A 23,970-nucleotide genomic window follows, 5' to 3' on the forward strand; every position below is an offset into this window, starting at 1 on the left:
CCCGGCGCACCGCGGCAGGCGGGCCCCCGTGCCCGACGCCGGCCGCCCCGGCCGAGCCGAAGGCCCCGCAGCCGCCGGCCACGCCGGGGTCGGCCGCGCCGAAGCCGGGCGCCGCCGCGCCCAAGCCGGGTGCCTCCGCGCCCAAGCCGGGCGCCCCGCGTCCCGGCAACAACCCGTTCAGCCCCAAGGGCGGCTCCGCCGGGCCTCGCCCGGGCGCCCGCCCGGGCGGCCGTGTCGGTGCTCCGCGTCCGGGCAACAACCCGTTCGCCCCCTCGCAGGGCATGCGCTCCGGTCGTGAGGACCGCGCGCCTCGTCCGGGCGGCCCCCGTCCGCCGGCCGGTGCCGGCGGTCCCCGTCCGGGCGGTCCGCGCCCGGCCGCGGGCGCCGGCGGTCCCCGCCCCGGTGGGCCGCGTCCGAACCCGGGCATGATGCCCAAGCAGATCACCCCGGCCCCGCAGCCGGCCCGCGGCCGTGGCCGTCCGGGCGGCGGCCCCGGTGGCGGTCCGGGTCGTCCCGGCGGCCCGGGCGGCCGTGGCGGTCGCGGCAACGCCCAGGGCGCCTTCGGGCGCGGCGGCGGCCCGCGCAGGGGACGCAAGTCGAAGCGCGCGAAGCGCCAGGAGTTCGAGCAGCAGCACACGCGTGAGATCGGCGGCGTCAAGGTCCCCAAGGGTGACGGCACCACCGTCCTGCGTCTGCGCCGCGGCGCGTCCCTGGCCGACTTCGCCGAGAAGATCCGCGCCGACGTCGCCGACCTGGTGAAGGTGCTCTTCACCCTCGGCGAGATGGCCTCGGCCAACCAGTCCCTCGACGAGGAGACCTTCCAGCTGCTCGGCGACGAGCTGGGCTACAAGGTCCAGATCGTGTCCCCGGAGGACGAGGACAAGGAGCTGCTGGAGGCCTTCGACATCGACCTCGAGGCCGAGGCGGCCAACGAGGACGAGGCCGACCTCGAGCCGCGCCCCGCGGTCGTCACCGTCATGGGCCACGTGGACCACGGCAAGACGCGTCTGCTGGACGCCATCCGCTCCTCGAACGTCATCGAGGGCGAGGCCGGCGGCATCACGCAGCACATCGGCGCCTACCAGGTGCCCGTGGAGCACGAGGGCGAGCAGCGTCGCCTCACCTTCATCGACACCCCGGGTCACGAGGCGTTCACCGCCATGCGTGCCCGCGGTGCGAAGGTCACCGACATCGCCGTGCTGGTGGTGGCGGCCGACGACGGCGTCATGCCGCAGACCGTCGAGGCGCTCAACCACGCCCAGTCGGCCGGCGTGCCGATCGTGGTGGCGGTCAACAAGATCGACAAGGACACCGCCGCCCCGGACAAGATCCGCGGTCAGCTCACCGAGTACGGCCTCGTGCCCGAGGAGTACGGCGGCGACACGATGTTCGTGGACGTCTCCGCGCGCAACAACATCAACATCGACCAGCTGCTCGAGGCGATCCTGCTCACCGCGGACGCCGCCCTCGAGCTCACGGCGAACCCGCACAAGGCCGCCCGCGGCGTGGCCATCGAGGCCAACCTCGACAAGGGCCGCGGCGCCGTCGTCACCGTGCTGGTGCAGACCGGCACGCTGCGCGTGGGCGACACCATGGTGGTGGGCTCCGCCCACGGCCGTGTGCGCGCCATGTTCGACGAGAACGGCAACGCCGTGGAGGCGGCCGATCCGTCGCGTCCCGTCCAGGTGCTCGGCCTGTCCACGGTGCCGCGTGCCGGCGACTCGTTCCTCGTCACCGACGACGAGCGCACCGCCCGCCAGATCGCGGAGAAGCGCGAGGCCGCGGACCGCAACGCCCAGCTGGCCAAGCGCCGCAAGCGCATCACCCTGGAGGACTTCGACCAGGCCGTGGCCGAGGGCAAGCTGGACACGCTCAACCTCATCATCAAGGGCGACGCGTCCGGTGCCGTCGAGGCGCTCGAGGACTCGCTGCTCAAGATCGAGGTCGGCGAGGACGAGGTGCAGCTGCGCGTCATCCACCGCGGCGTCGGCGCCATCACGCAGAATGACGTGAACCTGGCGACCGTGGACAACGCCATCATCATCGGCTTCAACGTGCGCCCCGCCGAGCGGGTCGCCGACCTGGCCGACCGCGAGGGCGTGGACATGCGCTTCTACAGCGTGATCTACGACGCGATCGACGACATCGAGAACGCGCTCAAGGGCATGCTGAAGCCGGAGTACGAGGAGGTCGAGCTCGGCTCGGCCGAGGTCCGCGAGGTGTTCCGCTCCTCCAAGTGGGGCAACATCGCCGGTTCGCTCGTGCGCTCGGGCCTCATCCGCCGCAACGCCCAGGCCCGCCTGGTGCGCGACGGCGTGGTGGTCTCCGATCACCTCAAGATCGAGTCGCTGCGCCGCTTCAAAGACGACGCCACGGAGGTCCGCGAGGGCTACGAGTGCGGCATCGGCCTGGGCAGCTTCAACGACATCAAGGAGGGCGACGTGATCGAGACCTTCGAGATGCAGGAGAAGCCGCGCGTCTGACGGCCGGGGCGGGGGCCCGCACGGGCCCCCGCCTTCCGCGTCCCACCCTCTGAACCATCACCACCGGAAGGAACCGCACCATGGCCGATCCGGCACGCGCCGGCCGCCTGGCCCAGCGCATCAAGGTCCTCGTGGCCGAGGCGCTGCGCCGCGGCGTCAAGGACGATCGCGTGGAGCCCGTCACCGTGACGGAGGTCCGCGTGACCAACGACCTGCAGCACGCCACCGTCTACTACACCGTCCTGGGCGACGAGGCCACGGTGGCCGCCGCCCACGAGGGCATCCAGGACAACCGCGGCATCCTGCGCCGCGAGGTGGGCCGCGGGCTCACCATCCGCCTGGTGCCCACCCTCGAGTTCGTGGCGGACACCGTCCCCGAGGCGGCCGCACACCTGGAGGACGTCCTCCGCGCGGCCAAGGAGCGGGACGCCGAGCTGGCGAAGGCGCGCGAGGGCGCGTCGTACGCCGGTGACGCGGACCCGTACCGCACCGCGGAGCCGGACGCCGACGCCGACGACGCCCCGCGCGCCTGAGGCCCGCGGCACGGTGAGCGCACGCAGCACCGGGGGACAGGCCCCCGACGCGCCGGGAACGGAGGCGTCGGGGGTCGTCCTCGTGGACAAGCCGCAGGGGTGGACCTCGCACGACGTCGTCGGGCGGGTCCGCCGGCTGGCGGGCACCCGCAAGGTGGGCCACGCCGGCACCCTGGACCCCATGGCCACGGGCCTGCTCGTGGTCGGCGTCAACAAGGCCACGCGCCTGCTGACCGCCATCACGGGCACGGACAAGACGTACACGGCCACGATCCGGCTCGGGCAGTCGACCGTCACGGACGACGCGGAGGGCGAGGTCGTGCAGACCCGGCTGGCCAACGCCGTCACGCCCGAGCGCGTGGCCGAGCAGGTCGCCGCCCTCACGGGCGAGATCCTGCAGGCGCCCTCGGCCGTCTCCGCCGTCAAGGTGGCGGGCCGGCGCGCCTACGATCGCGTCCGCGCGGGAGAGGACGTCACCCTCGACGCCCGCCCCGTCACCGTGCACGAGTTCACGGTGCACGAGCTGCGCCGGCTCGACGGCGGCCGGCTGGTCGACCTCGACGTCACCGTGCGCTGCTCGTCCGGGACCTACATCCGGGCGCTCGCCCGCGACCTGGGCGAGGCCCTCGAGACCGGCGGGCACCTCACGGCGCTGCGCCGCACCGCCGTCGGCCCGTTCGACGTGGCCGACGCGCTCTCGCTCGAGGCCCTCGCGGAGCGGTTCGCGATGACCGAGCTCTCCGAGGCCGCCGCCGGGCTCTTCCCGGTGCGCGAGCTGACGGAGCACGAGGCCCACGAGCTCGCCTTCGGGCGGGTCGTGGCGCCCACCGGCACGGGTGAGACGCTCGTCGCCGGGCGCGCGCCGGACGGCCGCGTCATCGCCCTCGTCTCCGACGTGCGCCGCCGCGGCGCCGACGTCGCCAAGCCCCAGCTCGTGTTCGCCCCGGCCGAGGGGCCGGGACAGGGAAGGACCGCATGATCCTCGACGCCTGGTTCTGGACGGGACTGGTGATCGGTGCCGTCTCGTTCGTCGTCTGCGTGGTGATGACGGCGATCCGCCGCCACCCCGCGGACGCCTCGATCCTCTCGGTGGCCGCCGTCGAGCTGTTCACGCTCGTCTATGCGGCGGCCGCCGCCGTCCGCCAGCTCGGCGGGGACACCCTGAACGGCCCCGGCTGGGAGTTCTGGGGCTACATCCTCACCGCCCTGATCGTGCCGGTGATCGCCGTGGGCTGGGCCGTCACGGACAAGACCCGGTGGTCCAACCTCGTGCTGGCCGTGGTCGGGCCCACGATCGCCGTGATGCTGCACCGCATGCAGGTCATCTGGTTCGGGCAGTGGTGAGGAGGATGGACATGGCACCCAGCGACGGCGCCCCCGCGCGCAACCAGGGTCTCGGCCGGATCATCGTCATGGTCTACGCGGTGTTCGCCCTCTCGGCGAGCGCGCGCAGCCTCTTCCAGATCCTCACGCAGTTCGACGCCGCCCCCGTGGCGTACACGCTCTCCGCGGTCGCGGCGGTCGTGTACATCGTGGCGACGTTCGCGCTCGCCCGCTCCGGCGCGCGCGCCTGGGCCGTGGCGCTGGGCGCCGTGCTCGTGGAGCTGGCCGGCGTGGTGGGCGTGGGCCTGTGGACCGTCCTGGATCCGGGGATGTTCGCCCACGACACCGTGTGGTCCCGGTTCGGCGCGGGCTACGGCTACGTGCCGCTCGTGCTGCCGGTGGTCGGCCTGATCTGGCTGCTGACGCACCGCCCCGCCCGCCCGGCCGAGGCGGGGGCGCTCTGATGCGGGTCTGGAACAGCCTGGACGAGGTCCCCACGGACCTGCCGCGCACCGTGGTCACCCTGGGCAACTTCGACGGCGTGCACCGCGGCCACCGGGAGGTGCTGCGCCGGGTCGTCGAGCTGGCGCGGGCCCGCGACGCCCTGGCCGTGGCCGTGACCTTCACCCCGCACCCGCGCGCCGTGCACCATCCCGAGGTGCCCCACGTGGACATCATCAGCCCCGAGCAGCGGGTCGTCCTCCTGGACGAGGCGGGTCTGGACGCGGTGCTCCTGCAGCGCTACACCCTCGAGTTCGCGGACCAGTCCCCGGAGGAGTTCGTCCGCGGCATGCTCGTGCACGGGCTGCACGCCGCCGTCGTGGTCGTGGGGCACGACGTGCGCTTCGGCCGGGGCAACACCGGCGACGTCGCGGAGATGGTGCGCCTGGGGGCCCGCTACGGCTTCGAGGTCGAGGCCGTCGAGGAGTTCCCCGCCGAACACGGGGCCGAGCCGGAGCGCCGCTGCTCCTCGACCTGGGTGCGGGAGGCCCTGGCCGCGGGCGACGTCGCCCAGGCCGCGGCCGTGCTCGGCCGGCACCACGTGCTCGCCGGCGAGGTGGTGCACGGGTTCGCGCGCGGCCGCGAGCTCGGCTTCCCCACGGCGAACCTCGAGACGGATGTGCAGGGCATGATCCCGGCCGACGGCGTCTACGCCGGCTGGGTGCACGACGCGCACGGCGGGGTGTGGCCGGCCGCGATCTCCATCGGCTCGAACCCCACGTTCGAGGACGTCTCCCGCGTGGTGGAGGCACACGTGATCGACCGCCACGACGAGCGGGTGGAGGACTTCGACCTGTACGGCCAGCACATCGAGGTGGAGTTCGTGGCCCGGCTGCGCGGGATGGTCGCCTACGAGGGCGTCGAGAAGCTCGTGGCGCAGATCACGCAGGACGTGGACGAGGCCCGGGCGATCCTGGCCACGACCCCCTCCGACCGGTGAGCGCCCCGGAGCCGGGCGCTTCCCCCGCTGTGCCGAACCTGCCGGGGCGCCCGGCCCGGGCCCGTCGGGCCGGGCCCAACCCCTTCGAGACCGGCGGGGAGCATTACGACGCCGTCCGCCCCTCCTACCCGGCCGCCGTGGTGGACCGCGTCCTGGCGGGCATCGCCGACGGCGCGGAGGTGGTGGAGCTCGGGGCCGGGACGGGACTGTTCACCCGGCTGCTCGCGGCCCGCCCGGCGGACCGGGTGCGGACGGTGACGGCCCTCGAGCCGTCGGCGTCGATGCGCGCCGTCCTGGAACGCGAGGTCGCGGCCGGCACGGGCGGGCGGGTGCGCGCCGTGCCGGGCACGGGCGAGGCCACGGGCCTGCCGGCGGCGAGCGCCGACGCCGTGGTGGCGGCCCAGGCATGGCACTGGATGGACCCGGCCGCGGCGAGCGCGGAGGCCGCACGGGTGCTGCGCCCGGGTGGGCGCCTGGCCGCGGTGTGGAACCAGCTCGACACGGCGGTGCCGTGGGTGCACCGTCTCACCCGGATCATGCACGCCGGGGACGTGCACGCCGCCCGGCCGGAGCAGCGCCGGTTCGCCGCCCCGTTCGGGGCGGAGGAGCACGCGCGCTGGGCGTGGACGCAGCCCATGACCGCGGCGGGGCTGCACGGACTCATGGCCTCGCGCTCGTACTGGCTGCGCGCGGACGAGCGGATCCGGTCCCGGATGACGGCCAACCTCGACTGGTACCTGCACGAGCACCTGGGCCATGCGGCGGACGCGGTCCTGCAGGTGCCCTACGTGACGGTGGCCTGGTGGGCGGCGCCGGTCAGGGGCGGGCGCCCACGGTGACCGGGACCGTCCGGGCGATCCCGGCCCGCCGCGCCTGCCAGAGCAGCAGCGCCGTGGCCACCGCGACCACCGCCACCGAGAGCAGCGTGGCCGCCGGGGAGCCGGCGGTCTCCGCGCCCACGTAGCTGTCCTCGACGGTGCCCACGAGCGTGCCGACGGCGATGATCACCACGTTGTTGACCACGTGGAGGGCGACGGCGGCCTCGAGCCCGCCCGTGCGCCACGTGAGCAGGACGGCGGCGACGGCGAACGCGGCGAGGTCCAGCAGGATCCACGGGTCGAGCGAGCCGTGGGCGAGCGAGAAGGTCGCCGCCGAGAGCACCGCGGTGACCGCGGCGGCCACGACCGGCCGGCGGATCCACGTGCCGACGGCCAGCAGCAGCCACCCGCGGAACAGGTACTCCTCGCCCGCGGCCTGGAACGGGGTGAGCACGAACGCCATGACGAGCAGCCAGACCCAGTCCTGCGCGCGCGGGGCCGTGGGGGCGCCGTCGAGGGCCCACGCGCCCAGCACGTAGGCGAGGAACAGCGGCGTCAGCACGACGACGCAGCGCGCCAGCCAGCGCCAGCGCACGCGGCCCTCGACCGAGTGGACGAAGCGGGCGGCGACGGGGTGGCCCAGCGCCACGGCCAGCAGCGCGACCCCGATCAGCGCGGCGAGCAGGAGGTTGTTCAGCAGCACCATGGGCGCGGAGTACAGGTCGAGGTCGGTCACGTCCGTCGGGTCGGCCGCGCCGAGCAGCGCGGGCCCGGACGTGGCGATCAGGGCGAGAGCGCCCAGCACGCCCCCGAGCACGAGGAGACCCACCAGGCCGGCCAGCACGAGGCCGAAGGACGCGAGCGGGTTCCACCATCGGGCCCGCGGCGTGCGCAGCAGCGCGGGGTAGCCGTGGCCGATCAGCGGCAGATCCAGGGGCGGCGCGGGCGGCCGGAGGGGGAACGACGACGGGGCCGGGGAGTGGGGGACCGGTGGGGTGCTCACCGGGCCAGGGTAGGCGATGCGGTAGACTCGACCCTCGGCCTCCCTGCAGTCCGCGGTGGGGTGGGCCCCGCGTCGTCCGCCCCGGCGGGGCGCGGCCCGTGTTCGCGGTACCGAAGTGAAGGAGGCCCACCATGGCCCTGGATCCCGCTGTCAAGCAGCAGATCATCAAGGAGTACGCCACCCACGAGGGCGACACCGGTTCCCCCGAGGTGCAGATCGCGGTCCTGTCCCGCCGCATCAAGGACCTGACCGAGCACCTCAAGGAGCACAAGCACGACCACCACACCCGTCGCGGTCTGATGGCCCTGGTCGGTCGCCGTCGTCGCATGCTCGGCTACCTGCAGAAGGTCGACATCGAGCGCTACCGCGCGCTGATCGAGCGCCTCGGCCTGCGCAAGTGACCTGAGGAGGCGGCGCCGGAGCCCGCGGGAGACCCGCGAGCGCCGGCGCCGCCTTTCGTCTGCCCCCGGACGCACGTAGTGTGTCCCGGGGGAGAGATCGCCGCAGCCTGCGGCACTCCGGCGCGCCATGGCGCGCATCCCCGCATCATCGACACACCCGACGGCTCCGCGCCCATCGCTCGCGGTCCTCGACAGTGGCTCCCGGACCCCGCCGCACGGCGGGATGCCGAGGGCCTCGATCGAAGACCAGGGGGACAGGGACGCCTGCGGCGCCGTCCACCTGAAAGGAGGCCCTCATGGAGGGTCCTGAGATCACCTTCGCCGAGGCCGTCATCGACAACGGCTCGTACGGCAAGCGCACCGTCCGCTTCGAGACCGGGCGCCTCGCCCAGCAGGCCGCCGGCGCCGCCATGGTCTACATCGACGAGGAGACGTCGATGCTGTCCGCCACCACCGTCGGCAAGTCGCCCCGCGAGGGCTTCGACTTCTTCCCGCTGACCGTGGACGTCGAGGAGCGCATGTACGCCGCGGGCCGCATCCCCGGCTCGTTCTTCCGCCGCGAGGGCCGCCCGTCCACGGACGCGATCCTCACCTGCCGCCTGATCGACCGCCCGCTGCGCCCGGCGTTCGTCAAGGGCATCCGCAACGAGGTCCAGGTCGTCGTGACCGTCACCTCGATCGCCCCGGACGAGATCTACGACACGGTGGCCATCAACGCCGCCTCCCTGTCCACGCAGCTGTCCGGCCTGCCGTTCTCCGGTCCCATCGGCGGCGTGCGCATGGCCCTCATGGACGACGGCTCCGGCACGCGCCAGTGGGTCGCGTTCCCGAAGCACTCCCAGCTCGAGGGCGCCGTGTTCAACATGGCCGTGGCCGGCCGTGTGGTGGGCGACGACGTCGCCATCATGATGGTCGAGGCCGAGGCGACCCCGGACTCCTGGACCCTGGTCAAGGAGCGCGGCGCGCAGGCGCCCACCGAGGAGATCGTGGCCGAGGGCCTCGAGGCCGCCAAGCCCTTCATCCGCGCCCTGTGCGAGGCCCAGGCCGACCTGGTCAAGCGCGCCGGCAAGGACCCGGTGGACGTCCCCGTGTTCCAGGACTACCAGGACGACGCCTACGCCGCCGTCGAGAAGCTCGCCACGGGGCGCCTGACCGAGATCTTCTCCATCGGCGACAAGCAGGAGCGCGAGTCGGCCTCGGACGCCTACCTGCTCGAGGTGCTCGAGGAGCTCGCCGGCGAGGGCAAGGACTTCGCCGAGCGCAAGGGCGAGATCGCCAAGGCCTACGGCTCCCTCACCAAGCAGATCGTGCGCCGCCGCATCCTCACCGACCAGGTGCGCATCGACGGCCGCGGCCTGACGGACATCCGCAAGCTGACCGCGGAGGTGGAGGTCCTGCCCCGCGTGCACGGCTCCGCCATCTTCGAGCGCGGCGAGACCCAGATCATGGGCGTCACCACGCTGAACATGCTCAAGATGGAGCAGCAGATCGACTCGCTGGCGCCGGAGACGGCCAAGCGGTACATGCACCACTACAACTTCCCGCCGTACTCCACCGGCGAGACCGGCCGCGTGGGCTCCCCGAAGCGCCGCGAGATCGGCCACGGCGCCCTCGCCGAGCGCGCCCTGGTGCCCGTGCTGCCGGCCCGCGAGGAGTTCCCCTACGCGATCCGCCAGGTCTCCGAGGCCCTCGGCTCCAACGGCTCGACGTCGATGGGCTCCGTCTGCGCCTCCACCCTGTCCCTGCTGAACGCGGGCGTGCCGCTGCGTGCGCCCGTGGCCGGCATCGCCATGGGCCTGGTCTCCGCCGAGGTGGACGGCCAGACCCAGTACGCGGCCCTGACCGACATCCTCGGCGCCGAGGATGCGTTCGGCGACATGGACTTCAAGGTGGCCGGCACCGCCGAGTTCGTCACCGCGATCCAGCTGGACACCAAGCTGGACGGCATCCCGGCCTCCGTGCTGGCCGCCGCCCTGACGCAGGCCCGCGAGGCGCGCCTGCACATCCTGTCCGTGCTGAACGCCGCCATCGACGCCCCGGATGAGATGGCCCCCACCGCTCCGCGGATCATCTCCGTGCGCATCCCGGTGGACAAGATCGGCGCGGTCATCGGCCCCAAGGGCGCCATGATCAACCAGATCCAGGACGACACGGGCGCGGACATCACCATCGAGGACGACGGCACCGTGCTGATCGGCGCCACCGACGGCGCCTCGGCCGAGGCCGCGCGCTCCGCGGTGAACGCGATCGCCAACCCGCAGGTCCCCGAGATCGGCGAGCGGTACCTCGGCACCGTCGTGAAGCTGACCACGTTCGGCGCGTTCCTCTCGCTCACCCCGGGCAAGGACGGTCTGCTGCACGTCTCCGAGCTGCGCAAGCTCAACGAGGGCAAGCGCGTGGACGACGTCGAGGACGTGCTCGGCGTGGGCCAGAAGGTCCAGGTCGAGATCACCAAGATCGACGACCGCGGCAAGCTGTCCCTCTCCCCGGTGGTGGCGGAGTCCGACGCCCTGGCCGAGACCGCGGACGCGATCGAGTCCTCGCAGATCGAGGCCTGATCCGCCCCGCCCGGCCCGGTGACCACGACGGCGCCGCACCCTCCCCGCGAGTGGTGCGGCGCCGTCGTCGCGCATGGGCGAGAATGGCCGTCATGAGTGTTCACCGTGAGATCCCCCTGGACTTCGACGGCGTGCTGGCGGACGAGGGCAACGGTTCCGTGGTGCGCCGCTCCGTGCTGCCCGGCGGCGTCCGCGTGCTCACCGAGGCCATGCCGGACCAGCGCTCGGTGACCATCGGCTACTGGGTGGCCGTCGGGTCCCGTGACGAGTCGCCCGAGGGCTACGGCGCCACGCACTTCCTCGAGCACCTGCTCTTCAAGGGCACGCCCACGCGCACCGCGATGGACATCGCGGCCGCCTTCGACCGCGTGGGCGGGGAGTCCAACGCCGGCACGGCCAAGGAGTCCACCGTCTACCACGCCCGCGTGCTGGACGAGGACCTGCCGATGGCCGTGGAGGTCCTCACGGACATGCTCACCTCCTCCCTGATCGACCCGGACGAGCTCGAGACCGAGCGCGGCGTGATCCTCGAGGAACTCGCCATGGACGCGGACGACCCCGTGGACGTGGCCCACGAGAAGCTCGCCGAGGTCATGCTGGACGGCCACCCCCTCGGCCGGCCGATCGGCGGCACGCCCGAGACGATCCGGGCCGTCACCCGCGACCATGTGGTGGGGCACTACACGCACTGGTACCGCCCGGACGAGCTCGTCGTCACCGCCGCCGGCCACCTCGACCACGACGAGGTCTGCCGCCTCGTCCTCGCCGCCCTGCGCGCCTCGGGCTGGGAGCTCACCCCGGGGGCCCTGCCCGCCCCGCGTCGTGCCGTGGACACCGCTGGGGCCGCGGCCTCGCGGGTGCGGACCGGCACGCACACCGTCGCCAAGGCGGTCGAGCAGGCCAACGTCCTCGTCGGCGGCCGCTCGCTGTCCACCACGGACCCGGACCGCTTCGCCCTGGGCGTCATGCAGTCCGTCCTGGGCGGGGGCATGTCCTCGCGGCTGTTCCAGGAGATCCGCGAGCGCCGCGGCCTGGCCTACAACACCTACTCGTTCTCCGCCGGGTACTCCGACGCCGGCTACTGGGGCCTGTACGCGGGCTGCCAGCCGGACCGGGTGGAGGAGGTGGCCGCGCTGATGGAGGCCGAGCTGGACCGGATGGCCGAGGCCGACGTCACCGAGGAGGAGCTCGCGCGCGCCCACGGGCAGATCTGCGGCGGCACCGTGCTGGGCATGGAGTCCACGGGCGCCCGCATGTCCCGGCTGGGACGGGCCGAGCTGGTCACGGGGGAGTACGTGGACCTGGCGGCCTCCCTCGCCCGGGTCCGCGAGGTCGACGCCGGCCAGGTCCGGGCCGTGGCCGCGCGCCTGGCCGCGGGGGACCGGGCGCGCGTCGTCGTCGCCCCGGCCTGACCTCGGCCACGGCCGCCGGGGCGGGCCGCGTAGGCTGGAGGCCATGACCGAGACCCGCACCCCCTCCGCCGTGTCCGCTCCCGACGACGTCCCGCGCGTCGCGATCCTGGGCGCCGGTGGCCGCATGGGCCGCCACGCGGTGCCCGCGGTGCGAGCGGCCGAGGGCCTGGAGCTCGTGGCCGAGCTCGGCTCGCAGGACCGCCTGGACGCGGTGCTCGACGCCGGGGCCACCCACGTCCTGGACCTCACGGTCCCGGACGCCTCGCCCGAGAACGTGGCCTTCGCCGTGGAGCACGGGCTGCACACGGTCGTGGGCACGTCGGGCTGGGTGCCCGAGCGCCGCGAGCGCCTGGAGGCGCAGCTGGCTGAGCACCCGGGGGTGGGCGTGCTGATCGCCCCGAACTTCTCGGTCGGCTCGGTGCTGGCCTCGGCGTTCGCCGCGCAGGCGGCGCGGTACTTCGAGTCCGTCGAGCTCGTCGAGCTGCACCACCCGGACAAGGTGGACGCCCCGTCGGGCACGGCCGTGCGGACCGCCGAGCTCATCGGCGCGGCCCGGGACGCGGCCGGCGTGCCCGTCTCCCCGGACGCCACCGAGCACGACCCGGACGGCGCGCGCGGCGCCGTCGTCCACGGCGTGCACGTGCACGCGGTGCGCCTGCGCGGCCTGGAGGCGCACCAGGAGGTGTTGCTGGGCGGGCCGGGTGAGCAGCTCGTGGTCCGGCACGACGCATTCGACCGCGGCGCCTACATGCCCGGCGTCGTCCTCGGCCTGCGGACCGTGGCCTCCCGCCCGGGTCTGACCTACGGACTGGACGGATACCTGGACCTTGGCTGAGCCCTCCCGCACCCCCGACGACGGCGCCGTGGGCCCGACCGAGCCCGCCGCCCGCGCCCGCCGCTCGACCGTGATGAGCAAGGTGTGGGTCGGCTTCGTGTGCCTGCTCGTGCTGCTGTTCGCCGGGTTCGCCCTCAACGCGTCCGTCGCGCTGGTGCGCGCCCCGCAGCCGCTGGCCAAGGCGATCGGCGTGGGCGTCATCCTCGTGGTGCTGGTGACCGTGGCCGTCCTGGCCCGCGAGGTGTGGTTCGGCCGCCAGACCGAACGCCTGGCCGACCAGCTCGAGGCCGAGGGCGGGCTGCCGGAGGACGACCTGCCGCGCTCGCCCGGCGGCCGGATCGACCGAGAGGCCGCCGACGCCCAGTTCGAGCTGTACCGCGTGGAGGCCGAGGCCGCACCACGCGACTGGCGCGCCCGCTACCGCCTCGCCCTGGCCTACGACGCCTCGGGCGACCGCCGCCGCGCCCGCGAGGCGGCCCGGGAGGCCGTCCGCCTGCACCGCGCCGGCTGACGCGGCCCACGCGTCGCTCAGCGCCCTCCGACGGCCCGTTCCCCACCCGCCCGGGAGAGCCGGGCCATCACGGCCTCGAGCGGACCCCGCCGGCCGCTGAGCTCGGCGGTCAGTCCGGCCGCGAGGCACAGCACGACGAGGACGGCGAGCAGCGCCCCGTCGGCCGGGTCGATCCCGGTCGCGTCCACGAGCGCGAGCACCACGAGGTGCCCCACGTAGAGCGTGAGCGGGATGCGCCCCGCACCCACGAGCGGGCGCAGCGCGGCGTGCCCGACCAGCGGCCGGGCCAGCAGGCAGGCGCCCAGCACGGCGCACGCCCAGCCCGCCGCGAGCACGGCGGCCACGACGGACCCGGAGTGCGGGGTCGGCAGGGCGAGCCACAGCGGATCCGGGATCAGCAGCGCGAGCCGCGGCTCGCCCGTGCGCAGCGTGAGCGCCGTCTCGACCGGGTCCGTGCCGATCGCCGCGGCGACCCGCCCGACCGTGCCCGGGGCCCGCAGCACCGCCGCACCGACGACGCCGGCCGCCGCCCACGCCGTGGCCCCGCCGCCGAGGATCCCGGCGGCCACGCGGCGACGGTCCAGCGGCAGCCGCCCCAGGGCCAGCCCCAGCACGAGGAACGCGCCCCAGGACAGGACGGGGTAGTAGCCCGTGACCGTGAGATCGGCCAGCAGCAGCCCGGGACGCAGCAGGTCCGCGGGGCCGGGGGAGAGCCAGAGCCGCCCACCCACGAAGAACTCCTGACGCCCCACGGCGGCCTGCGCGGCCGCGACCACCGCGAACACCAGCACCGGCCCGAGCACGAGCCACGCCCCCGCGATCAGGCCCAGGGCGCGGGCGCGCAGGCCCAGCAGGGGCAGCGCGAGCAGGAAGAGCAGGGCGTAGTGGCACAGGATGACGGCCACGGGGACGCCGAGCGTCCCGCACGCGAGCCCGAGCACGAACAGCAGGCCCGCCCGTCGGGCGATCCGGCGGCGCAGCGCCGCGCGCCGGACCCCCGTGGCCGGCGTCGCGCCCCCCGTGGACAGGGCCAGCCCGACTCCGGCCAGCAGGACGAACAGCACCGAGGCGCGTCCGGCGAACCACAGGAACGCCGGGTGCGGCGCCCCGTCCGCCGTCACCGGGTCGACGACGTGGACGGTGATCATGCCGAGCAGGGCGATCGCGCGGGCCGCGTCGACGCCGGGCAGCCGGCGACGCGCGGGCCGGTCCGGGCGGACGGCGGCGGGGGGCGGGGCGGGACGCAGGGCGGGCTCCTCTCGGGTCGCCGCGCGTCGCGGAGGGGCCACGGACGGCGCGGGCCCCCAGTCTCGCAGGTAGGGTGGGGCCCATGAGTGCCGTCCGTTCCGCCGTCATCCCCTCCGAGCTGCTCTTCGGCACGGTCGTGCCCGCCATGGTCACCCCCATGACGGACGAGGGCGCCGTGGACCTCGAGGCGGCCGCCGCGCTGGCCGAGCACCTGGTGGACCGCGGGGCCGACGGCCTCGTGGTCACCGGCACCACCGGCGAGACCTCCACGCTCACGGACGACGAGAACGTGGCGATGTTCCGCACCGTCGTCGAGGCCGTGGGGGACCGCGCCCGGGTCGTGGCCGGCACCGGCACCAATGACACGGCGCACACCCTCGAGCTGTCCCGCCGCGCGGCCGAGACGGGCGTGGACGGGCTGCTGCTCGTCACCCCGTACTACAACAAGCCCAACCAGGCCGGCATCCGCGCGCACTTCGAGACCGTGGCCGACGGGGTGGACCTGCCGATCATGCTCTACGACATCCCGGGCCGCTCCGTGATGCCGATCGAGCCCGAGACGGTCATCGCGCTCGCGCAGCACCCCAACATCCGTGCGCTCAAGGACGCCAAGGGGGACCTGCAGTCCACCACCACCGTCCTGGCGCACACGGACCTCGACCTCTACTCCGGCGACGACGGCGCGACCCTGCCGCTCATGGCGCTCGGCGCCGTGGGGGTCGTCTCGGTGGCCGCGCACGCGGCCCCCGAGCTGTACCGCCAGCTCGTGGACGCCGTCCACGCCGGCGACCTGGCCGGTGCCCGTGATCACCACTTCGCGCTGGACCCCGTCCAGCGCGGCATCATGACCCACGTCCAGGGCGCGGTGGCCGCGAAGGCCGTCCTCGCCGCCCAGGGCGTCATCCCGTCCGCAGCCGTGCGGCTGCCCCTCGTCCAGGCCACGCCGGACGAGCTCTCCGTCATCCGAGCCGACCTCGCGGAGGCCGGCATCACCTTCTAGAAGGGACCCGTTCCATGACCGCAGGCACCCGCCTGTCCACCCCGCCCAAGCTCAAGCGGGGCACCTGCCGCATCGTCCAGCTGGGCGGCCTCGAGGAGGTCGGCCGCAACATGGTCACCTTCGAGATCGACGGCAAGATCCTCATCGTCGACTGCGGCGTCCTCTTCCCCGAGGAGCACCAGCCCGGCGTCGACCTGATCCTGCCGGACTTCGACTACATCCGGGACCGCGTGGACGACGTCGTCGGCATCGTCCTGACTCACGGCCACGAGGACCACATCGGCGCCGTGCCGTACCTGCTGCGCCTGCGCGACGACATCCCCGTGATCGGCTCCAAGCTGACGCTGGCCCTGATCGAGGCCAAGCTCGAGGAGCACCGGATCAAGCCGCGCACCCGCGTGGTCAAGGAAGACGACATCGTCGAGTTCGGCCCGTTCGAGTGCGAGTTCGTGGCCGTGAACCACTCGATCCCGGACGCGCTCGCCATCGCCATCCACACGGACGCCGGCACCATCCTGCACACCGGCGACTTCAAGATGGACCAGCTGCCGCTCGACGGCCGCATCACCGACCTGCGCGCCTTCGCCCGTCTCGGCGAGGAGGGCGTGGACCTGTTCATGACCGACTCCACGAACGCCGAGGTTCCGGGGTTCACCACCACGGAGGCGGAGATCGGCCCCACCCTCGAGCGCTACTTCGCCACGGCGAAGCGCCGCATCGTGGTGGCCTCGTTCTCCTCCCACGTGCACCGCGTGCAGCAGGTCCTCGACGCCGCCCACAAGCACGGTCGCAAGGTGGCCTTCGGCGGGCGCTCCATGATCCGCAACATGACCATCGCGGCGAAGCTCGGCTACCTCAACGTGCCGAACGGGATCCTCGTGGACATCCGCAAGGTGGACAAGTACCGCGACGACGAGATCGTGCTGATGGTCACCGGCTCCCAGGGCGAGCCGATGGCGGCCCTGTCCCGGATGGCCAACGGCGACCACCAGGTGCAGCTGGAGGAGGGCGACCTCGTCGTGCTGGCCTCCTCGCTGATCCCGGGCAACGAGAACTCCGTGTTCCGCGTGATCAACGGGCTCATGAAGCTCGGCGCGACCGTGGTGCACAAGGGCATGGCCAAGGTGCACGTCTCCGGCCACGCCTCCGAGGGCGAGCTGCTGTACTGCTACAACATCGTCGAGCCCGAGTTCGTGATGCCGGTGCACGGCGAGACCCGCCACCTGATCGCCAACGGCCGGATCGCGGAGAAGACCGGCGTGCCGGCCGAGAACGTCATCCTGGCCGGCAACGGCACCGTGGTGGACATGACCGACGGCCTCGTGAAGGTCGTCGGCGAGGTGGAGTGCGGCTACGTGTACGTGGATGGCTCCTCCGTGGGCGAGATCTCCGACTCGGACCTCAAGGACCGCCGTGTCCTGGGCGAGGAGGGCTTCCTCTCGATCATCACCGTGGTCAACCGGCAGACCGGCGCGATCGTGTCCGGCCCGGACGTCCACGCCCGCGGCGTCGCCGAGGACGAGAAGGTGTTCGAGGAGATCAAGCCGAAGATCGTCCGGGCGCTCGAGGAGGCCGTGCAGTCCAGCAAGGACCACACCGCCCACCAGCTCCAGCAGGTGGTCCGCCGGACCGTCGGCACGTGGGTCAACCGCAAGCTGCGCCGCCGCCCGATGATCATCCCGGTGGTCCTGGAGGCCTGACCCCTCCGGGTCGCCATGCCTGCCGTGTCCGCGGTTCGCGGTAGTTTGGTGGGCATGGCGACCCGTACTTCCCCCACGCGTTCGTCCTCCTCCTCCGCCACGTCCCGCTCCGGCTCCGCCGGACGCCGAGGCTCCGGACGGAAGGGGTCGACCGCGACCGTCCCCGAGACCGACCGGCCCGCCGCGCCCCTGCGCGCCCTGCACACCCTGTGGATGGGGCTGGCCACGCCGGTCGGCGCCGGCTTCCGCAAGCTCGGCCCGGACGTGCGCATCGACCGCGAGGAACGCCGTGACGGCACCGGCCTGCTCCTGCTGCTGCTCGCCGCGCTGATCGCGGCCGTGGAGTGGTGGGGCCTGCGCGGCACCGCCGTCGGCCGCGTGGTGCACGGGGTGGTGGGCGGCACCGTCGGGTGGTTCGCCCTCCTGGTGCCGATCGCCCTGCTCGTCGTGGCTGTGCGCTGCTTCCGCCACGCCACGGACCATCGCGCCAACGGGCGCATCATCATCGGCCTGCTCATGGCGACCGTCGCCGGCTCCGGCATCGCCCACCTCGTGGGCGGTGTGCCCTCGGCCGCCGAGGCCTTCGAGGACATGCTCGGTGCCGGGGGCATGGTCGGCTACCTGGCGACGGCGCCGCTGGCCTCCCTGCTGACCCCCGTGCCCGTCTGGGTCCTCATGATCCTGCTGGCCTTCTTCTCGGTGCTCGTGCTCACCGCGACGCCCGTCGGTGCGATCCCGCAGCGGCTCGCGGGAGGCTACGACTGGCTCACGGGCCAGGACCCCGAGGGCGCCTCCGAGCAGCGGGCCGCCCGCCGCGACGAGCGGCGCCGGGCCCGTGAGGTGCGCCGCGAGGCCGAGGACCTCGCCACCCCGCTCTCCGTGGACGCGGAGACCGGGCGCACCCACCCGGACCACGACCAGTCCTACCTGGACGGACCGGCAGCCGGCTCCCACGCCGCCGGGGCCTCCCGGCCGGGCCTGTTCGCGCGCCTGTTCGGCGGGCGCCGGGCACGCGAGGATCAGGCCGCCGACGCCGCCTCGGAGCACTCCGCCGGCACCGCCTACGACTCCCCGGTGATCCACGAGGCCGAGGCCGGCTCCCACGCCGCCCCCGAGGCCGAGACCACCCAGGTCCTGCCCCGACCCGCCCCGCGGCGGGCCGCTCGCGGAGAGCAGGGCGTGTTCGACGCCGAGCAGGCCGCCGCAGACGCGCGTGACCCGCGGGACGCGGACCAGGACGCCTCGGACGACTTCGACCCGTGGGTGGACGAGGACGACGCGCCCGAGGACGCGGACGCCGAGCCGCAGCCGCCCGCCGGAGTGCGCCGGCCCACGGCCGCGGACCGTGCCCTCGAGCAGGTGCGCGAACACGCCCGCGCCCAGCGCGAGGCCGCCGCCCCGGCCGCCACAGCCCTGGAGGAGGACGCGGGGGAGGACACCCCGTTCGCCCTGGACGACGCCCCAGGTCAGGGCTCCGGGACCGCCGCGCCGTCGTCGTCCTCCGCCGTGCCCGCCAGCACCCCCGCGCCGGTGCCGCCGGTGACCGCCGAGCCGGCCCGCGGCACCCAGTCCGAGCTGGGCGGGGACGTGTCGTACACGCTGCCGCAGTCGGCCCTGCTCCCGGCCGGGCCCCAGCCGAAGGAGCGCTCCGAGGCCAACGACCGGGTCGTCGCCGCGCTGACCACCACGTTCACCGAGTTCAAGGTGGACGCCCAGGTCACCGGGTTCTCCCGCGGGCCGACGGTGACCCGCTACGAGGTCGAGGTCGCCCCCGGCACCAAGGTGGAGAAGGTGACGGCGCTGGAGAAGAACATCGCGTACGCGGTGGCCTCCTCGGACGTGCGGATCCTCAGCCCCATCCCGGGCAAGCGCGCGATCGGCATCGAGATCCCCAACACGGACAAGGAGGTCGTGGCCCTCGGCGACGTCCTGCGCTCGCAGGCCGCCCAGCGCACCGACCACCCGATGGTGATGGGCGTCGGCAAGGACGTGGAGGGCGGCTACGTGGTGGCCAACCTCGCGAAGATGCCCCACATGCTCGTGGCGGGCGCCACCGGCGCCGGCAAGTCCTCGTTCGTGAATTCGATGATCACCTCGATCCTCATGCGCTCCACCCCGGACGAGGTGCGCATGGTGATGGTGGACCCCAAGCGCGTCGAGCTCACCGCGTACGAGGGCGTGCCCCACCTGGTCACCCCGATCATCACGAGCCCGAAGAAGGCGGCCGAGGCGCTGCAGTGGGTCGTCAAGGAGATGGACACCCGCTACGACGACCTCGCGGCGTTCGGCTACAAGCACGTGGACGACTTCAACAAGGCCGTCCGGGCCGGCCAGGTGAAGCTGCCGCCGGACTCCAAGCGCGTGCTGCGCCCGTACCCGTACCTGCTGGTCATCGTGGATGAGCTCGCGGACCTGATGATGGTCGCCCCGCGCGACGTCGAGGACGCGATCGTGCGCATCACCCAGCTGGCCCGTGCGGCCGGCATCCACCTCGTGCTCGCCACGCAGCGGCCGTCCGTGGACGTGGTCACGGGCCTGATCAAGGCCAACGTGCCCTCGCGCATGGCGTTCGCGACGTCGTCGGTCACGGACTCGCGCGTGGTCCTGGACCAGCCCGGCGCGGAGAAGCTGCTCGGCCAGGGCGACGCCCTGTTCCTGCCGATGGGCAAGTCCAAGCCCATGCGCGTGCAGGGTGCGTGGGTCAACGAGTCCGAGATCCACGCCGTCGTGGAGCACGTGAAGTCGCAGATGCAGGTCCAGTACCGCGAGGACGTGATCCCCGAGAAGACCGAGAAGGTCATCGACGAGGACATCGGCGACGATCTGGACCTGCTCCTGCAGGCCGTCGAACTCGTGGTCACCACGCAGTTCGGCTCCACGTCCATGCTGCAGCGCAAGCTGCGGGTGGGCTTCGCGAAGGCCGGCCGCCTCATGGACCTCATGGAGTCCCGCGGCGTCGTGGGCCCCTCCGAGGGCTCCAAGGCCCGCGACGTGCTGGTCAAGCCCGACGACCTCGCGGACGTGCTCGCCACCATCTCCGGAGACACCCCGCCCTCGGCCACCTCCGGCGACGGCGACGCCTCGGCGTCGTCCGGTCCGCGCGACCTGGTGCAGGAGGATCTGGACTCGCGCCCGGCCGCCGTGGACTGGAACGATGAGGACGACGACGAGGGATCGGAGGACGCGTGGCAGCTGACGGGCAGATGAGCACGGCGGGCGGGGCGCAGCACGTGTCCGCCTGGAACCTGCCGAACATCCTGACCTCGGTGCGCATCCTGATGGTGCCCTTCTTCGCCTGGGCGCTGTGGGCCGGCGGGCCGTGGGGCGGCGACTCGCTCGTCGCCCGCTGGGTCGCGCTGGCGCTGTTCGCGGCGGCCATGTACACCGACAAGCTCGACGGGGACATCGCCCGCGCCCGCGGGTTGATCACCGACTTCGGCAAGATCGCGGACCCCATCGCGGACAAGCTGCTCACGGGCACGGCCCTCGTGCTGTTCTCCCTGCTGGGCGAGCTGTGGTGGTGGGTGACCATCGTGATCCTGGTGCGTGAATGGGGCATCACCCTGATGCGCTTCGTGGTGATCCGCTACGGCGTGATGCCGGCCGGCCGCGGCGGCAAGCTCAAGACCGTGCTGCAGACCGTGGGCATCGGCCTGCTGCTCCTGCCCCTGGCTCCGCTCGTGGGCGGCTGGTGGCCGTGGGCCGGCTGGGTGGTCATCGGGGCCGCCACCGTGCTGACGGTGCTGACCGGTCTGGAGTACGTCAAGGACGCGTGGATCCTGCGGCGGGACGCCCTCGCCGCCCAGCGGGGGGCCTGAGGCGATGACCACGGCGGCGGCCCGGGACGTGGTTCACGCGCTCGCGGACGCGGGCCTCACGGTGGCGACGGGGGAGTCCCTCACCGCCGGCCTGCTGGCCGCGCGCCTGGCCGACGTCCCCGGGGCGTCGGCCGTGCTGCACGGCGGCGTGGTGGCCTACCAGAACGCCGTGAAGACCGGCCTGCTGGGTGTGCCGGAGGACCTGCTCGCGCGGGTCGGGGCGGTGGATGCGGACGTGGCCCGGCGGATGGCCCTCGGCGCCCGGGCGGCCCTGGGCGCCGACGTCGGCGTGGCCACCACGGGCGTGGCCGGGCCCGAGCCGCACCAGGGGCAGCCGGTGGGCACCGTGTGGCTCGGCCTGGCCGTGCCCGACGCGGACGCGAGCGCGCTGGACGTGCTCGGCGGCGAGCGCGACGGCGCGGCCACCGCGATCCTCCTCCGGCTCGACGGCGACCGGGCCGCGATCCGGGAGGCCACCGTCGCCGCGGCGCTGCAGGCCCTGACGCGCCTGCTCGCCGGCTGCGGCCACTGAGGCTGCATGGGGGCGCCGACCGACCCGCCTCGGCGCCCCGTCCCTGGTGCCGGCCCGCCCCGCCGCGTAGGTTCGGCGCGATGGAGACCGCATCGCCTCCCACCCCGCCCGAGCATGCGCCGCAGGACGGCGACGACGCCCCGGGCCCCCGCGTCATCGGCCTCGTGGCCGACCCGGGCACCCCGTGGGCCCTCGTGCGCCGCATCGCCGGGGACGTCGAGGACCGGCTCGACGACCGCCTGCCGCAGCCCGGCGGCTGGCGGGTCGAGACACGGCAGGAGTCGCTGCCGGTCGGTGCGACCGGGGGCATGGTCCTGGAGGAGCCGGTCCGCTCACTCGCGGACGGGCAGGGATGGGACACGGTGGTCGCCGTCGTCGACCTGCCCCGGTTCGACGACCGGCGCGGCGTGGTGGCGGACGTCGTGCCGCAGCTGCTGGTCGGCGTCGTGTGCGTCCCGGCGCTGGGGGTCATCACCCCGGCCCGCCGGCTGCGGGAGACGGTGCTGCGGATCGTCGAGCACATCGACACCGCCCCCCACGTGGACCCGCCGGACGGGGAGCTGGACGTGCAGTCCTCCGACGAGTCCGGCGAGGTGGAGGAGGACGACGACCGGTCCCCGACGGACGAGCCCCCTGAGCCCGACACGGACGCACTGCGGGGCATCGCCCCCCTGGTCGACGTCGACGCGGACGTGACCACGACCACCCGGATGGGCGGCGGGTCCCGGCGCACGTCCACGGTGTACGTGAAGGGCTGGACGGGCACGCTGCGTCTGCTGGCCGGGATGGTGATGGCCAACCGGCCGCTGCTCATGCCGCGGGACATGACGTTCACGATCGCCTCGGCCAGCGCGGCCGGTGCCTACGGCGTGTTCTTCGGCTCCATCTGGGTGCTCTCCAGCGTGATGTCCCCGGGGCGGCTCGCGGCGGTCAGCGTGCTGTCCGTCGTGCTGCTGGTGGCGTGGCTGGTCACCACGAACGGTCTGTGGACGCATGGTGCGGCCCACCGGCACAGCTCGCGGCTGGACAACCTCTCCACCGTGCTCACCGTGGGCCTGGCCTGCACCGTCGTCTACGTGCTGCTCTTCGTGACGCTGCTGCTGGTCGCGCTCATGATCATCCCCGTGGAGTATCTGGGGGAGGAGCTCGACCAGCCCAGCGGCGTGGGCGACTACGTCCGGCTCGTGTGGCTCGCGGCGTCGATGGGCACGATGGCCGGGGCCGTCGGCTCGAGCCTGGACGACTCCGACCGCATCCGGAACGCCACGTACTCCCTGCGGGAACGGCATCGGCGCTCGGAGCGGCACGGGGGCGACGGGGCCGCGGAACGCCCGAGGGAGGGGGAGGCCGTGCCTCGGGAATGAACGCGACCCCGCCCGACGTTGAATGTAACGAGTCAAGAAGAGTGCCCCGGCGGGATCAGGCCCGCGGCCCGGTGCCTTCAGGAAAAGTCCAGGAGCAGGCGATAGACATGATGCGACATCCCGTCCATTCCCACGGAATCACGCGCTGGGTCGATGACCAGCCCCGTCCCCGCGCGGCCGCCCCCGACATCAAGGAGCGCAGCATGCCCCTCCTCCGCCACGAGATCGGCGACGTCCTGCGCGACGTCCGGCAGCTCCAGGGCCGCACCCTGCGCGAGGTCTCGCACGATGCCCGTGTCTCGCTCGGCTACCTGTCGGAGGTGGAGCGCGGCCAGAAGGAGGCCTCCTCCGAGCTGCTGGCCTCGATCTGCCAGGCGCTGGACATCCCGCTGTCCTACCTGCTGCGGGAGGTCTCGGACCGGCTCGTGGAGCAGGAGGGCATGGTCGTCCCGGACACCCTGCCGGACGACCTCACGGACCCCAGCCTGGGCTCGCTGGCCGGCCGCTGACCCCGCCACACCCACGGCGCGGGCGCCCCGTCTCGGGGCGCCCGCGCCGTCTGCGTCCCCGTCCCTGACCCCGCGACCGACCACAGAGAGGACCGCCCGTGCGCGAGAGCGAGTTCCGCCGGCTGATGGACGAGGAGTTCGGCCCCGCCCGGGCCGGCCTCGTGGCCGACTCCCTGCACCTGCCCGGCCTGGACACCACCGCGACGGCGGCGCTCGCCGCCGGCGTGGACCCGCGGCGGGTCTGGCTGGCGGTCTGCGACCTGCATGAGATCCCGCAGGAGCGGCGTCTCGGTCGGGACGTGCCGCCGAAACGCTGACGCCGCGACGCGCTGGCGGGGCACTGCCCCTGTTCGAACACGTGTTCGAAGAATGCGGTAGAGTCCTGCACAGCAGTGCGACGGGGTGATCTCGTGCACAGGCGGGGCCGGCCACGCTTATCGTGTCCGCCGCCCCCCGTAGATTCACGGACATGACCGAGGCG

At 73.8% G+C, this 23,970-nt stretch carries 22 protein-coding genes; 20 read left to right on the forward strand and 2 right to left on the reverse strand.

Going from position 1 to position 23,970, the window contains the following annotated elements; all coding sequences use genetic code 11:
- From infB to KVS67_RS00035, 7 genes are all read left to right on the forward strand, one after another.
- Window positions 1-2,483, forward strand: a 2,483-nt coding sequence (infB, locus tag KVS67_RS00005) for a translation initiation factor IF-2 (protein ID WP_254629146.1), incomplete at its 5' end; no start/stop codon positions are given.
- Between the two features lie 80 nt (window positions 2,484-2,563).
- The gene (gene rbfA / locus KVS67_RS00010; protein WP_036314977.1) at window positions 2,564-3,016 is read left to right on the forward strand and encodes a 30S ribosome-binding factor RbfA; all 453 of its coding nucleotides are present in this window, start codon (window positions 2,564-2,566) and stop codon (window positions 3,014-3,016) included.
- Window positions 3,017-3,029: 13 nt separating this feature from the next.
- Window positions 3,030-3,995: a tRNA pseudouridine(55) synthase TruB gene (gene truB / locus KVS67_RS00015; RefSeq protein WP_078026112.1), complete on the forward strand. Its 966-nt coding sequence runs from the start codon at window positions 3,030-3,032 to the stop codon at window positions 3,993-3,995.
- Complete coding sequence (locus KVS67_RS00020; protein WP_002855305.1) at window positions 3,992-4,360, forward strand: hypothetical protein; 369 nt, start codon at window positions 3,992-3,994, stop codon at window positions 4,358-4,360. Before truB ends, KVS67_RS00020 begins: the two co-directional genes overlap by 4 nt.
- Before the next feature lie 11 nt (window positions 4,361-4,371).
- On the forward strand, window positions 4,372-4,803 hold the full coding sequence (locus tag KVS67_RS00025; protein ID WP_036314984.1) for a hypothetical protein: 432 nt from the start codon (window positions 4,372-4,374) through the stop codon (window positions 4,801-4,803).
- Window positions 4,803-5,780 (forward strand): bifunctional riboflavin kinase/FAD synthetase, encoded by a 978-nt coding sequence (locus KVS67_RS00030; protein WP_041104239.1) that lies wholly within the window; start codon window positions 4,803-4,805, stop codon window positions 5,778-5,780. The genes KVS67_RS00025 and KVS67_RS00030 overlap by 1 nt, the downstream gene beginning before the upstream one ends.
- Entirely contained in the window at window positions 5,777-6,619 is an 843-nt protein-coding gene (locus tag KVS67_RS00035) for a class I SAM-dependent methyltransferase (RefSeq protein WP_036314991.1), read from the forward strand. The genes KVS67_RS00030 and KVS67_RS00035 overlap by 4 nt, the downstream gene beginning before the upstream one ends.
- Here KVS67_RS00035 and KVS67_RS13965 read toward each other — a convergent pair.
- Complete coding sequence (locus KVS67_RS13965; RefSeq protein ID WP_044658601.1) at window positions 6,597-7,601, reverse strand: CPBP family intramembrane glutamic endopeptidase; 1,005 nt, start codon at window positions 7,599-7,601, stop codon at window positions 6,597-6,599. The two genes, KVS67_RS00035 and KVS67_RS13965, sit on opposite strands and share 23 nt — an antisense overlap.
- Before the next feature lie 131 nt (window positions 7,602-7,732).
- On the opposite strand from KVS67_RS13965, the gene rpsO reads away from it, so the two are divergent.
- From rpsO to KVS67_RS00065, 5 genes are all read left to right on the forward strand, one after another.
- A complete protein-coding gene (gene rpsO, locus KVS67_RS00045) occupies window positions 7,733-8,002 on the forward strand; it encodes a 30S ribosomal protein S15 (protein WP_017488396.1) in 270 nt (89 codons plus the stop codon).
- Between the two features lie 296 nt (window positions 8,003-8,298).
- Window positions 8,299-10,560 carry a polyribonucleotide nucleotidyltransferase gene (locus KVS67_RS00050; protein WP_217564663.1) on the forward strand — a complete coding sequence of 754 codons (2,262 nt, stop codon included), beginning with the start codon at window positions 8,299-8,301 and terminating at the stop codon, window positions 10,558-10,560.
- 92 nt (window positions 10,561-10,652) lie between these two features.
- Complete coding sequence (locus tag KVS67_RS00055; protein ID WP_080696045.1) at window positions 10,653-11,972, forward strand: pitrilysin family protein; 1,320 nt, start codon at window positions 10,653-10,655, stop codon at window positions 11,970-11,972.
- A 43-nt stretch (window positions 11,973-12,015) separates the two neighbouring features.
- Entirely contained in the window at window positions 12,016-12,807 is a 792-nt protein-coding gene (gene dapB, locus KVS67_RS00060; protein WP_098093270.1) for a 4-hydroxy-tetrahydrodipicolinate reductase, read from the forward strand.
- Complete coding sequence (locus KVS67_RS00065) at window positions 12,800-13,318, forward strand: hypothetical protein (protein ID WP_036315008.1); 519 nt, start codon at window positions 12,800-12,802, stop codon at window positions 13,316-13,318. The genes dapB and KVS67_RS00065 overlap by 8 nt, the downstream gene beginning before the upstream one ends.
- 17 nt (window positions 13,319-13,335) lie before the next feature.
- Here the strand turns inward: KVS67_RS00065 and KVS67_RS00070 are convergent, their stop codons facing one another.
- Window positions 13,336-14,607 carry a heparan-alpha-glucosaminide N-acetyltransferase domain-containing protein gene (locus KVS67_RS00070; protein ID WP_145951139.1) on the reverse strand — a complete coding sequence of 424 codons (1,272 nt, stop codon included), beginning with the start codon at window positions 14,605-14,607 and terminating at the stop codon, window positions 13,336-13,338.
- Window positions 14,608-14,648: 41 nt separating this feature from the next.
- Between KVS67_RS00070 and dapA the strand changes: the two genes are divergently transcribed.
- The 8 genes from dapA (at window position 14,649) to KVS67_RS00110 (ending at window position 23,806) form a co-directional block, all read left to right on the forward strand.
- A complete protein-coding gene (gene dapA, locus KVS67_RS00075; RefSeq protein WP_036315014.1) occupies window positions 14,649-15,566 on the forward strand; it encodes a 4-hydroxy-tetrahydrodipicolinate synthase in 918 nt (305 codons plus the stop codon).
- A 14-nt stretch (window positions 15,567-15,580) separates the two neighbouring features.
- Window positions 15,581-17,266, forward strand: coding sequence for a ribonuclease J (locus KVS67_RS00080; RefSeq protein ID WP_145951140.1), 1,686 nt, complete (start codon window positions 15,581-15,583; stop codon window positions 17,264-17,266).
- 54 nt (window positions 17,267-17,320) lie between these two features.
- Complete coding sequence (locus KVS67_RS00085; RefSeq protein WP_182488561.1) at window positions 17,321-20,473, forward strand: DNA translocase FtsK; 3,153 nt, start codon at window positions 17,321-17,323, stop codon at window positions 20,471-20,473.
- Window positions 20,470-21,084 carry a CDP-alcohol phosphatidyltransferase family protein gene (locus KVS67_RS00090; protein WP_036384229.1) on the forward strand — a complete coding sequence of 205 codons (615 nt, stop codon included), beginning with the start codon at window positions 20,470-20,472 and terminating at the stop codon, window positions 21,082-21,084. The genes KVS67_RS00085 and KVS67_RS00090 overlap by 4 nt, the downstream gene beginning before the upstream one ends.
- Window positions 21,085-21,088: 4 nt before the next feature.
- Complete coding sequence (locus tag KVS67_RS00095) at window positions 21,089-21,616, forward strand: CinA family protein (protein ID WP_036384231.1); 528 nt, start codon at window positions 21,089-21,091, stop codon at window positions 21,614-21,616.
- 80 nt (window positions 21,617-21,696) lie between these two features.
- Window positions 21,697-22,980 carry a hypothetical protein gene (locus KVS67_RS00100; protein WP_157557135.1) on the forward strand — a complete coding sequence of 428 codons (1,284 nt, stop codon included), beginning with the start codon at window positions 21,697-21,699 and terminating at the stop codon, window positions 22,978-22,980.
- A 107-nt stretch (window positions 22,981-23,087) separates the two neighbouring features.
- Entirely contained in the window at window positions 23,088-23,489 is a 402-nt protein-coding gene (locus KVS67_RS00105) for a helix-turn-helix domain-containing protein (protein WP_036315027.1), read from the forward strand.
- Window positions 23,490-23,587: 98 nt separating this feature from the next.
- Window positions 23,588-23,806 carry a DUF3046 domain-containing protein gene (locus tag KVS67_RS00110; RefSeq protein WP_002856506.1) on the forward strand — a complete coding sequence of 73 codons (219 nt, stop codon included), beginning with the start codon at window positions 23,588-23,590 and terminating at the stop codon, window positions 23,804-23,806.
- Window positions 23,807-23,970 lie beyond the last annotated feature (164 nt).

This window comes from Micrococcus sp. GbtcB5 (assembly GCF_019091605.1).
Taxonomy (GTDB): Bacteria; Actinomycetota; Actinomycetes; order Actinomycetales; family Micrococcaceae; genus Micrococcus; species Micrococcus luteus.

Excerpts from the sequence above, each read along its gene's own strand:
- rbfA (WP_036314977.1), top strand. The coding sequence starts at position 2,564 with ATGGCCGATCCGGCACGCGCCGGCCGCCTGGCCCAGCGCATCAAGGTC.
- KVS67_RS00020 (WP_002855305.1), top strand. The coding sequence starts at position 3,992 with ATGATCCTCGACGCCTGGTTCTGGACGGGACTGGTGATCGGTGCCGTC.
- KVS67_RS00025 (WP_036314984.1), top strand. The coding sequence starts at position 4,372 with ATGGCACCCAGCGACGGCGCCCCCGCGCGCAACCAGGGTCTCGGCCGG.
- KVS67_RS00030 (WP_041104239.1), top strand. The coding sequence starts at position 4,803 with ATGCGGGTCTGGAACAGCCTGGACGAGGTCCCCACGGACCTGCCGCGC.
- rpsO (WP_017488396.1), top strand. The coding sequence starts at position 7,733 with ATGGCCCTGGATCCCGCTGTCAAGCAGCAGATCATCAAGGAGTACGCC.
- KVS67_RS00050 (WP_217564663.1), top strand. The coding sequence starts at position 8,299 with ATGGAGGGTCCTGAGATCACCTTCGCCGAGGCCGTCATCGACAACGGC.
- KVS67_RS00055 (WP_080696045.1), top strand. The coding sequence starts at position 10,653 with ATGAGTGTTCACCGTGAGATCCCCCTGGACTTCGACGGCGTGCTGGCG.
- dapB (WP_098093270.1), top strand. The coding sequence starts at position 12,016 with ATGACCGAGACCCGCACCCCCTCCGCCGTGTCCGCTCCCGACGACGTC.
- dapA (WP_036315014.1), top strand. The coding sequence starts at position 14,649 with ATGAGTGCCGTCCGTTCCGCCGTCATCCCCTCCGAGCTGCTCTTCGGC.
- KVS67_RS00080 (WP_145951140.1), top strand. The coding sequence starts at position 15,581 with ATGACCGCAGGCACCCGCCTGTCCACCCCGCCCAAGCTCAAGCGGGGC.
- KVS67_RS00085 (WP_182488561.1), top strand. The coding sequence starts at position 17,321 with ATGGCGACCCGTACTTCCCCCACGCGTTCGTCCTCCTCCTCCGCCACG.
- KVS67_RS00090 (WP_036384229.1), top strand. The coding sequence starts at position 20,470 with ATGAGCACGGCGGGCGGGGCGCAGCACGTGTCCGCCTGGAACCTGCCG.
- KVS67_RS00095 (WP_036384231.1), top strand. The coding sequence starts at position 21,089 with ATGACCACGGCGGCGGCCCGGGACGTGGTTCACGCGCTCGCGGACGCG.
- KVS67_RS00100 (WP_157557135.1), top strand. The coding sequence starts at position 21,697 with ATGGAGACCGCATCGCCTCCCACCCCGCCCGAGCATGCGCCGCAGGAC.
- KVS67_RS00105 (WP_036315027.1), top strand. The coding sequence starts at position 23,088 with ATGATGCGACATCCCGTCCATTCCCACGGAATCACGCGCTGGGTCGAT.